Origin of the sequence: Paraconexibacter sp. (genome assembly GCF_041602235.1) — a bacterium.
In the GTDB taxonomy this organism is placed as follows: domain Bacteria; phylum Actinomycetota; class Thermoleophilia; order Solirubrobacterales; family Solirubrobacteraceae; genus Paraconexibacter.
In genome coordinates, this window is record NZ_JBFIGP010000122.1 from 1 (window position 1) to 10372 (window position 10372).

At 72.6% G+C, this 10372-nt stretch carries 10 protein-coding genes; 9 read left to right on the plus strand and 1 reads right to left on the minus strand.

Annotation, left to right across the window (positions count from 1 at the left end):
- Nucleotides 1-168: 168 nt before the first annotated feature.
- From ABYE80_RS11260 to ABYE80_RS11275, 4 genes are read left to right on the plus strand one after another with little or no spacing between them, the layout of a single operon-like run.
- Nucleotides 169-1683 carry an alkaline phosphatase family protein gene (locus ABYE80_RS11260; RefSeq protein ID WP_372790372.1) on the plus strand — a complete coding sequence of 505 codons (1515 nt, stop codon included), beginning with the start codon at nt 169-171 and terminating at the stop codon, nt 1681-1683.
- 50 nt (nt 1684-1733) lie between these two features.
- Nucleotides 1734-2201: a GtrA family protein gene (locus tag ABYE80_RS11265; RefSeq protein ID WP_372790373.1), complete on the plus strand. Its 468-nt coding sequence runs from the start codon at nt 1734-1736 to the stop codon at nt 2199-2201.
- Nucleotides 2198-3979: a hypothetical protein gene (locus tag ABYE80_RS11270; protein ID WP_372790374.1), complete on the plus strand. Its 1782-nt coding sequence runs from the start codon at nt 2198-2200 to the stop codon at nt 3977-3979. The genes ABYE80_RS11265 and ABYE80_RS11270 overlap by 4 nt, the downstream gene beginning before the upstream one ends.
- Nucleotides 3976-5178, plus strand: a complete 1203-nt coding sequence (locus ABYE80_RS11275; protein ID WP_372790375.1) for a glycosyltransferase 87 family protein — start codon at nt 3976-3978, stop codon at nt 5176-5178. The genes ABYE80_RS11270 and ABYE80_RS11275 overlap by 4 nt, the downstream gene beginning before the upstream one ends.
- On the opposite strand, the gene ABYE80_RS11280 is transcribed toward ABYE80_RS11275, so the two are convergent.
- The gene (locus ABYE80_RS11280; protein ID WP_372790376.1) at nt 5096-5908 is read right to left on the minus strand and encodes a TIGR00282 family metallophosphoesterase; all 813 of its coding nucleotides are present in this window, start codon (nt 5906-5908) and stop codon (nt 5096-5098) included. The genes ABYE80_RS11275 and ABYE80_RS11280 overlap by 83 nt on opposite strands.
- Before the next feature lie 80 nt (nt 5909-5988).
- On the opposite strand from ABYE80_RS11280, the gene ABYE80_RS11285 reads away from it, so the two are divergent.
- The 5 genes from ABYE80_RS11285 to ABYE80_RS11305 all read left to right on the plus strand — a co-directional run bounded on the left by ABYE80_RS11285 (nt 5989) and on the right by ABYE80_RS11305 (nt 10174).
- Nucleotides 5989-6711, plus strand: a complete 723-nt coding sequence (locus ABYE80_RS11285; protein ID WP_372790377.1) for an ABC transporter ATP-binding protein — start codon at nt 5989-5991, stop codon at nt 6709-6711.
- 6 nt (nt 6712-6717) lie between these two features.
- Nucleotides 6718-8073 carry an ABC transporter permease gene (locus ABYE80_RS11290; RefSeq protein ID WP_372790378.1) on the plus strand — a complete coding sequence of 452 codons (1356 nt, stop codon included), beginning with the start codon at nt 6718-6720 and terminating at the stop codon, nt 8071-8073.
- A gap of 23 nt (nt 8074-8096) precedes the next feature.
- The gene (locus ABYE80_RS11295; RefSeq protein WP_372790379.1) at nt 8097-8684 is read left to right on the plus strand and encodes a GNAT family N-acetyltransferase; all 588 of its coding nucleotides are present in this window, start codon (nt 8097-8099) and stop codon (nt 8682-8684) included.
- A 117-nt stretch (nt 8685-8801) separates the two neighbouring features.
- On the plus strand, nt 8802-9599 hold the full coding sequence (locus ABYE80_RS11300) for an MBL fold metallo-hydrolase (protein ID WP_372790380.1): 798 nt from the start codon (nt 8802-8804) through the stop codon (nt 9597-9599).
- Complete coding sequence (locus ABYE80_RS11305; RefSeq protein WP_372790381.1) at nt 9596-10174, plus strand: TetR/AcrR family transcriptional regulator; 579 nt, start codon at nt 9596-9598, stop codon at nt 10172-10174. Before ABYE80_RS11300 ends, ABYE80_RS11305 begins: the two co-directional genes overlap by 4 nt.
- Nucleotides 10175-10372 lie beyond the last annotated feature (198 nt).

The following is a 10372-nucleotide window of genomic DNA, read 5'->3' on the forward strand; positions in this document are numbered from 1 at the left end:
GCGCTGCCGGTGTACGCGGAGAGCGCCGCCGTGATCCTCGCCGGGGCGGCGATCGCGCTGCCCCCGCTGGGCTTCCTCGGCGTGGTCTTCCTCGCCTACCTCTACGTGCAGGGCCGCCGTCGCGACGGCGAGAAGTACGCCGGCCTGCGGATCCTGCGGTAGGCGCACGTGGCGTCACCGCGCCCACCGAAGCTCGTGCTGGCCGTCATCGACGGACTCAAGCCGAGCGCGCTGGAGAAGGCGGTCGCCGCCGGCCGCGCGCCGGTGCTGAAGGCGCTGATGGCGCGGGGGACCTACGTCGACGACTGCTGCGCGGCCTTCCCGTCCGTGACCCCGTGCTGCGCGGCGACCATCGCGACGGGGCGCCGGCAGGACGAGCACCGGATCGCCTCGATGAACTGGTACCACCGTGAGGAGAAGCGCTACGTCGAGTACGGGTCGAGCTTCGGGGCGGCTCGCCGGATCGGCATCGCCAAGCAGCTCGGCGACCTCATCTACCGGATGAACCACGAGCATCTCCCGGCGGACGTGCCGACGGTGTTCGAGCGACTCGACGACGCGCACGTGCGCACCGCCGGGACGACCTACCTGTTCTACCGCGGCCGGCACGAGCACCAGCCGTCCCGGGAGTCGCCGCTCTCCCGCCTGGCCACCACGGTCATCCGCCGTCCCGTCCAGGGACCCAAGGAGCTGTTCTACGCCGACCTGTTCGCGAGCCGGGAGACGGGCTGCTGGTCGCGGATGGGGATGCCGGGGCTGCGCGACCAGCACACCGGGTGCGTCGGCGCGTACCTCGTCGAGCACGACCTGTGCGACTTCCTGTTGTTCTCCCTGCCGGACAACGACACGCACTCGCACGAGCACGGACCCGACGCCCAGGTCGCCTCGATCGCGGAGGCCGACCGCCAGCTCGAGCGCCTCGTCCACGCGGGGGGCGGCCTCGACGCCTTCCTCGCCGAGCACGCGATCATCGTGGTGGCCGACCACTCCCACGCGCTCGTCGAGCAGCGCATCGACTTCTTCGAGGCCTTCGCGGACTACGCGGTCCTGCCCGCCAACGGGGCGCGCCCCAAGCGCGCCGAGATCGCGCTGTGCCCCGCCCAGCGCAGCGCGATGGTCTACGCGCTCGAGGGTCCGTCGCGCGACGTGCTCGTCCCCCGCATCGTGGCCACGGCGCGCGGCCTGGACGGGGTCGACCTCGTCATGTGGCGGGCCTCCGACGGGACCGCGGCGGTCGCCCGCGGGTCGGGGGCCGGTGGCGGCGAGGTGCGCTTCGCCCCCGGAGCGGAGCTGCGCGACCGCCGCGGCGTGGGCTGGATGGTGGACGGCGATCTCGAGGTCCTGGCCCTGGAGCGGGACCAGGGGCGGGTGTGGAGCGACGTCTACCCGGACGCCCTCTCGCGGATCTGGGCGGCGCTGACCTGCCCCACCTCGGGCGAGGTCCTGCTGTCGGCCGCCGTCGGACGGGAGTTCCCGGACTGGGGAGGCAGCGACCACGTCGGTGCGGGCAGCCACGGGTCCCTCCACGCGAGCGACTCGCTGGGCGCGCTCGTGTTCTGCGGGCTCGACCCGGTCGACGACCACGCGTCGCACGCCCCGGGGGGGTCGGGCGAACGGTGGTCCGGCTGGTCGATCGCCGACGTCACCCCGATGGCGCTGGCCCACTTCGGGCTGTCGCAGTAGACGCCGCGACAGCGAGCACTGCCTCGGCGGGCCGCTACCCTCCGCCGACGATGTCCACGCCCGGTCCAGACGGCTCGCACGCCGACGTGATCGCCCCGCTGGCCCGCGCCGGTCGGGTGCGCGCGGGCCTGCGCCGTCCCGCGAACTGGTTCGAGCTCGTGCGATTCGGGGCGGTCGGCGCCAGCGGCTACGCCGTGAACCTGGCCGTCTTCGCGCTGGCCGTCCACGCGCTCGATCTCAACTACCGGGTCGCCGCGGTCATGGCCTTCCTGGTCGCGGTCGCCAACAACTTCACCTGGAACCGCTACTGGACGTTCAAGGCGCAGGACGGGCACGCCGGGTTCCAGGCGGCGCGGTTCTTCGTCGTGAGCGTCTGCGCGTTCCTCGTGAGCCTCGGCGTCCTGGAGCTGATGGTGACGGGCTTCGACGCCCCCGAGGTCCTCGCACAGGCGGTGGCGATCGTGGTCGCCACGCCGTTCAACTTCATCGGCAACAAGCTCTGGAGCTTCAGCCGGTGAGACGCGCCGTGGTCGGCGTCGCGGCGGTGCTCGTGACGTTCACCGCGAGCGTGGCTCCGGGGGTTGCGCAGCAGGCCGGTTCCACCGGGGCCGCCACGGTCACCGCGGCCCCGGCGCCCAAGAGCGGTCCTCCGACGGTGGCCCGGGCCTCGACGGTCTTCGACGAGCTCGTACCGCCGGGCGTGCTCGACAAGAAGCCCGCCGGGCACCGGCTCGACGGGTTCCGGGCCATCGCGATCGCCCGCAAGGAGGCCAAGGTGCGCGCGGTGCTCCGCGAGCACCCGTCCGCGTACGCCGGCGTCTACCTCAAGGGACCGTCCCGCTGGCAGGTGGGCTGGTATCAGAAGCGCCGTCCCCCCGAGGGCGACCGCGAGCTCGTCCAGGTCACCATCGACGACGCCTCGGGCCAGGTCCTGGAGGCGTGGTCCGGGCACCAGGTCGCCTGGACGATGGCGCGGGGGTACCCCGGGGCGTTCGGGCGCAAGGTCAACTCGCCGTGGGTGTGGATCCCGCTGACGGTCCTCTTCGTCGTGCCGTTCCTGCAGCCCCGGCGGTGGCGTCGCATGCTGCATCTCGACCTGCTGGTCATGGCGGCTTTCGGGATCTCCGTCGCGTACTTCAACGACGCCCAGATCGACGTCAGCGTCCCGTTCGTCTACCCGCTGCTCGTCTACCTGCTGGCCCGCCTCCTCTGGATCGGGCTGCGCCGTCCGCGGCCGGCCGGCGAGACCACCGGCACGGCGTCCGAGCGCACCGGCGGTCTGCCGCTGCTGGTACCGGTCACCTGGCTGGCGATCGCCACCGTGTTCCTCGTGGGGTTCCGGATCGGGCTCAACGTCACGAGCTCCAACGTCATCGACGTCGGGTACGCGGGGGTGATCGGGGCGCAGAAGCTCGTCGACGGCGATCCGCTGTACGGAGCGTTCCCCAAGGACAACGAGCACGGCGACACCTACGGGCCCGTGGTCTACGAGGCGTACGTGCCCTTCGAGCAGGTGCTGCCGTGGTCGGGCCGCTGGGACGACCTGCCCGCCGCGCACGCCGCATCGATCGCGTTCGACCTCATGGCGCTCGTCCTGGTGTTCCTGCTGGGGCGGCGCGTCCGGGGCCCGTCGCTGGGGATCGCGCTCGCCTACGGGTGGGCGGCCTACCCGTTCACGCTGTACGCGATGAACACCAACACCAACGACGCGCTCGTGACGGTGTTCGTGCTGGCCGCCCTCCTGGCGTCCACGGCGGGCCGCCGTGGCGCGGCCATGGCGCTCGGCGGGCTCACCAAGTTCGCGACCCTCGCGCTCGCCCCGCTGTTCGCGACGCACGACCGTCCGCGCACGTGGCCGCGGTTCGTCCTGGGGTTCGCGCTCGCCGCGCTGGTGGCGATGGCGCCCGTCCTCATCGCCGGAGAGTCGCTGTCGACCATGTACGACCGCACGGTGCGCTTCCAGGCCGAGCGCGGGTCGCCGTTCTCGATCTGGGGGATGTACGAGCTGGACGGCCTGCAGCGCGCCTGGCAGGCGATCGCCGTCGCCCTGGCGCTCACCCTGCCGTTCCTGCGCCGGCGGGACGACGTCGTCGGCCTGGCGGCCTGTGCCGGGGCGATCCTCATCGCGCTGCAGCTCGGCGTGACGCACTGGTTCTACCTCTACCTTGTGTGGCTGGCGCCCCTCGTCCTGCTCGCCGCGCTCGGTCGCGAGGTCGTGCCTGCGGCGGACGCCGGCGACCCCGCAGACACGGCGGCACCGGCCCCGTCCGCGGCTGCCGCGGCGACCCCGGCGTGACCCGGGCGGCCCTCGTCGCCCCGCTGCTCGCGCTGGCGGCGACGTTCGCGGTGCTCACCGTCGTCGGCCCGCTGTCCGACGACACGATCAGCGACCTGTTCGTCTACCGGACCTACGCCACGGCCGTCCTGGACGGCGCGCACCCGTACGCCGACCTGGGCTTCGAGTACCCGCCCCTGGCGCTCGTGCCGATCGTGCTGCCCGGTCTGGGCCCCGAGAGCGCTGCCGCGTTCGAGTGGCGGTTCGGGGTGCTGATGCTCCTGACCGCCCTCGCCGTCCAGGCGGCGGTGGGGGCGCTGGGTGGTCGGCGCGCCGCGTGGCTGTGCGTGCTGCTGCCCGTCCTGGCCGGGGCGCTCCTGCGAACCCGGTTCGACCTGGTTCCCGTCGCGCTCATGCTCGGCGGCCTCGTCCTCGTGCACCGGGGGCGCCCGACGGCGGGTATGGCCGTGCTCGCCCTCGGCTCGGCGACCAAGCTCTTCCCGGCGCTCGCCGCCGCGCTGGTGCTCGTGCACCTCCTGGCGACCGGACGGCGGCGCGCCGCCGCGTATGGTGGCGCGGCGTTCCTCCTGGTGCTGGCGGTGGTCTGCCTGCCGTTCGCCGGGGAGGGCTTCCTCGATCAGTTCCGCTTCCACCTCGACCGTCCCGTGCAGATCGAGTCGACGCCCGCGAGTCTGCTGTGGTTCCTCGGTGACTCCACCATCACGGGGTTCCCGGTCCGGCCCGATCCGTTCAAGAGCAACGGCCTCGACGGCGGGCCCGCCGATGCCGTCATGCTGATCTTCGCCCTCCTCGCGATGGCCGTCCTGGGGGTCTGCGCGGGCCTGCTGGAGCGGGCGCGCGACGCGCCGCACGCGTTGGACCGGGCGGTGCTCGCGGCGCTGCTGGGGTTCGTGGCGCTCGGCAAGGTGCTCTCGCCGCAGTACCTGATCTGGATCCTGCCGCTGGCCGCGATCGCGTGGACGCGCGGGGATCGCGCGGTCGCCGTCCTGATCGCCGCGGCGGCGGCGCTCACGGCGGTGTACTTCCCCGGCGACTACTTCGACCTCGTCGACGGTGACGACGGGACGGCCGCGATCGTCGCCGCCCGCAACGTCCTGCTGCTCATGGCGTTGGGGGTCAGTCTGTGGTCGCTGGCGTCGGCCGATAGGGCAGGAGCACCTGCTCGATCGCGTCGGCGCGACGCGGCTGCGTCGCCGTGATCACCACCGCGTTGATCCACGGGTCGTCGTCGCTGGTCTCGAATCGCACGCGCATCTGCGTGACGAGCGACTCGATCGCCTGCTCCTTCTTGACGCCGATAACCCCGCCGCGCGGCCCGGTCATCCCGACATCGGTGCAGAACGCCGTGCCGCCGGTCAGGACGCGGGCGTCCGCCGTCGGGACGTGGGTGTGCGTGCCGAGGACCGCGGTGACGCGACCGTCCAGGTACCAGCCCATCGCGACCTTCTCGCTGGTCGCCTCGGCGTGGAAGTCCACGAGGATGTGGTCGCACTGGGACTCGAGCCGGGCGACCTCGACCTCCGCCTCGGTGAACGCGTGCCGCCCGCTCTGCAGGAACACGTTGCCCTGGAGGTTCAGCACCCCGAGCTTGATCCCGTCGCGCTCGACGACGCACGATCCGCGGCCGGGCTGCCGCTTGAGGAAGTTCGCGGGCCGGACCACGCGCTCGGAGGCGTCGAGGTAGGCGAAGACCTCGCGGTGGTGGTAGGTGTGGTTGCCGAGCGTGATGACGTCCACGCCGGCCGCGAGCAGCTGGTCGGCGATCTTCGGCGTGATCCCCAGGCCGCCCGCGACGTTCTCCGCGTTCACCACGACGAACGTCGGGGCGTACCGCTCGCGGAGCTCGGGCAGCAGGCCCAGGAGGGTGCGTCGCCCGAGCGCGCCGACGACGTCTCCGACGAAGAGGATGGTCGCGGGACTCTGCGGCATCGCGGCATCCTCGCACCTCCCGATCCCGGGGCCGTGGCTCGTGACGGCGAGGTGACGGCCCATCGGTAGCCTCCCTGGCCGTGACCGCCGCCCCATCTGCGCCGTCTGCCGCCATCGCGGCGACGGGCGTCGTCAAGACCTTCGGCGATCGCCGGGCGCTGCGCGGGGTGTCGTTCTCCGCCGCTCCGGGCGAGGTCGCGGCGATCATCGGGCCCAACGGGGCCGGCAAGACCACGCTGCTGTCGATCCTCGGTGGGTTGCAGCCGCCGACGGCGGGCACGGTGAGCCGCTCGGCGTCGGAGGTCGGATGGGTGCCGCAGCAGCCGGCGGTCTACCGCAAGCTCTCGGTGGCCGAGAACCTCCGGCTCTTCGCGCGCCTCGAGGGCGTCGAGGATCCCGACGCCGCGGTCGCGCGGATGCTCGCGCAGACCGGCCTGGAGGACCGTGCCGGCGAGGAGCTCGGCCGGCTGAGCGGGGGCAACCAGCAGCGCGTCAACATCGCGATCGGCCTGCTCGGCGACCCGCCCGTGCTGCTCCTCGACGAACCGTCGTCCTCCCTGGATCCGCGTCAGCGCGAGCGCCTGTGGGAGTTCATCCGCGGCCTGGCGACCGGGGGGACCGCCGTCGTGTTCTCGACCCACAACGTGCAGGAGGCGGAGCGGTTCGCCGACACGGTCCTGGTGCTCGCCGACGGCGAGCTGCTCTTCAGCGGGTCACCGCGCGGGCTCGAGGCCGAGGTCGGCGACGGGGACCGCGACTTCGAGGCGGCGTTCGTGGAGTTCCTGCGCGAGCGGGGGCACTAGCGGACGATGCGCTGGCTGCTCGTCAAGGACCTCCAGATCCTGCGGCGCTCGCCGCTGCTGGTCGTGCTGCTCGTCGCCTACCCGGTGATCATCAGCGTGCTCATCGGGCTGGCGCTCTCGAAGGGCCCGGACAAGCCCACGATCGCGTTCGTCAACGAGGTTCCGGCGGGCGAGACCGAATTCACCATCGGCGGGGAGGTCCGCGACGCGTCGACCTACGCGAGCGAGCTGTTCAAGTCGGTCGAGCCGGTCCGCGTGCGGACGCGGGCCGAGGCTGTGAAGAAGGTCAAGGACGGGGAGGTGCTCGGCGCGCTCATCATCCCCCGGGACGCGACCGAGAAGCTTCGCAGCGCCCTCAGCCTGTCGGGCGCGGTCGAGCTCCCCACCCTCGAGGTCATCTACAACCAGGAGGACCCGATCAAGGCCGAGTTCGTCGAGTCGACGATCAAGGCCCGGCTCGCGGACGCGAACAAGGCGCTCTCCGACGAGCTGACGAAGGTCAGCGGCCAGTACCTCGACATCCTGCTGCGCGGCGGCAGCTTCAGGATCCTGGGCCGGGGCTTCGACGTGCTGGGCCTGCAGCGCACCAAGCAGGTCCTGGAAGGGGTGCGTGCCGACCTGCCCGCCGACGACCCCAGTCGCCCGGCGCTGGACGAGGTGATCCGCTTCGCCGGACTCGCGATCGACAACCTCGACCTCTCCGACGAGATCCTCGGGGCGATCGGCGAGCCGGTGAAGGTGAAGCGCACCGTGCTCGACGGCGCGTCGACGCCCCTGGACCGGTTCGCGATCGCCGTCGCGGTCACGATCTCCTTGATGTTCGTGACCGTCCTCCTGGCCGCCGGGATGCTCGCGCTCGAGCGGGAGGAGCACGCGTTCGGGCGCCTCGTGCGCGGGCTCGTGTCGCGCACGACGCTGGTGGTGGAGAAGATCGTGCTGAGTGCGCTGTGCGCGCTCGTCGTGACGCTGCTGATGCTCGGTGGCCTGTCGCTGTTCGTCGCACTGGATGCCGGCCGCGCCCCGCTGTGGCTGCCCGCGCTGGGCGCGGGGGCCGTGGCCTTCGGTGCGATGGGGGTGGCCCTCGGGGCGCTGGCGCGTGAGGTCCGGGCCGCGTCGCTGCTGGCGTTCCTGATGTCGCTGCCCATCGCGTTCCTCGCGCTGGTCCCGAGCGGGTCGGTCAGCGCGGGGCTGTTCGACGTCATCCGCGTCGTCAGCGCGGTGTTCCCGTTCAAGGCGTCGCTGGACGCCGTGGACGCGGCCGTCAACGACGCCGGTGGGCTGGGGGTGGCGCTGGCGCATCTCGCGGCGCTCGCCGCCGCGTACGCCGCCGTCGCGCGCCTCGCGCTGCGGCGCTTCGCCTGATCGCAGAGAATCGCGGCGTGCCGATGTCGCGCTCCATCAGTCCGCGTCTGCGCCTCGAGAGGGAGCGGACGGCGATCCGTCCGTTCGCGGCGCGCGACCTCGAGGAGCTTCTCGCGCTGCGCATCGCGAACCGTGCGTTCCTCGAGCCCTACGAGTCGCGGCGTGACGAGCGGTTCTACACCGCCGACGGGCAGGCCCGCGAGCTGCGCCTGGACCGTGAGGCGTGGACGACGGGTCAGGGCTACGGGTTCGCGGTGCTCGACATCACGGGCTCCGTCGACCGCCTGATCGGCCGGGTCGCGCTCGCGAACGTGGTGCTCGGATCGTGGCGCAACGCGACCCTGGGCTACTGGATCGACGAGGCGTCCGGCAGTCGGGGGCACGCCACGGAGGCGGTGCTGCTCACGTTGCGGTTCGCCTTCGACGAGCTCGGCCTGCACCGCGTGCAGCCGGCCGTGATGCCGCGCAACGCGCGCTCGATCCGGGTCGTGGAGAAGTGCGGGTTCCGCGACGAGGGTCTCGCGCTGCGGTACCTCCAGATCAACGGCGCGTGGGAGGACCACCGCATCTACGCGATGACCGAGGAGGAGTGGCGCGCGCGAAGACGCTGACGCGGCGCCGTCCATACGGTTGCGTATGGAAAGGCTTGACACCGCCGAGCACGTCCGCTTCCATACGCAGCCGTATGGTGCGTCATCGTGGCGCGCCGATCGCTCGAGGAGGCAGCCATGACGACGACGTCCGACATCACCATCACGCACATCGGCGGCCCGACCGTCCTGCTGGAGGTGGGCGGGTGGCGCATCCTCACCGACCCCACCTTCGACCCGCCCGGGGGACGGTACTTCTTCGGCTGGGGCACGTACTCGCGCAAGCTCGCGGGACCCGCGATCCCGGCCGCGGAGATCGGGCCCCTCGACGCGATCCTGGTCAGCCACGACCACCACGACGACAACCTCGACGCGACCGGTCGTACGCTGCTCGCGGACGCCGGGACGGTCGTGACGACAGCTCCCGGCGCGGGGCGCATCGGGCACGGTGCCGTCGGTCTCGCCCCGTGGGCGACGACACGGCTCGAAGCACCGGGCCGCGTCCCGCTGGAGATCACCGCGACGCCGTGCCGTCACGGTCCGCCCGGCAGCCGGCCCATCGTGGGACACGTCATCGGCTTCGCGCTGCGGTGGGACGGCCAGCAGCACGGCGCCCTGTGGATCTCCGGGGACACGGTGCTCTACGACGGGGTCCGCGAGGTGGCCCGACGCCTCGACGTGGGCACCGCGCTGCTCCACCTCGGTGGCGTCACGTTCCCCTGGCTCTCCGGGCCGCTGCGCTACACGATGAACGCGGCCGAGGCCGTCGAGCTGTGCCGCGAGTTGCGGCCCACCACGATGATCCCCATCCACTACGAGGGGTGGAAGCACTTCCGTCAGGGCCGTCCGGCGGTGGAGAAGGCGTTCGGCTCCGGAGGCGGGACGATCGCGCCCACCTGGCTCGAGCATGGGGTCCCGGCGATACTCAGCACGTGAGTCGAGCCGACGCGGGCACCAAGGATCGGGACGACTGGATCGAGGCCGCGCTCGCGGCGATCGAGGAGGGCGGCCTGGGAGCCGTCGCCGTGGAACCCCTCGCACGCCGCCTCGGCGTCACCAAGGGCAGCTTCTACTGGCACTTCGCGGACCGGCGCGCGCTGCTGGGCGCGGTGCTCGCGACGTGGCAGCAGCGCTTCGTGGACGACACGGCCGAGCGGTTCGACGCCATCGCGGATCCGCGCGAGCGGCTGCACCTGCTGCTGCAGCACGCGTTCGTCGAGCTCGAGCCGACGGTGATCGTCCGGCTGATGGCGGCCGGGGACGACGAGGACGTCGCCGCGGCACTGACGGTGGCTGCCGCCAGCCGCATCGCGCTGCTCCAGCGCGCCTTCTCCCAGCTCGGCCTGACGCCCGCGGCGGCGCGCAACCGCGCGGCGCTCGCGTACAGCTCCTACCTCGGGCTCGCCCAGCTCAGGTTGCAGGCGCCCGGCCTGCTGGACTCGCCGCGGAAGGTGTCGGCGTTCCTGCGCGACGTCGAGACGGCGCTGCTGCACGATGTCGCACGCCCCTGACGCTCCGCCGTCGGGCCCTGCACCGCGGGCTGGGCGCCGGCGCAGCCGCACCCTGAGGGTCATGGCGTGGGGGCACCGGACGTTACCCTCACGTCGTGTCCTTCCCGCACGTCCGACCCCGTCGCCTGCGCGCCAGCCCCGCGCTGCGCGATCTCGTCCGCGAGACCACGCTCACGGCGGGCGATCTCGTCCTCCCGC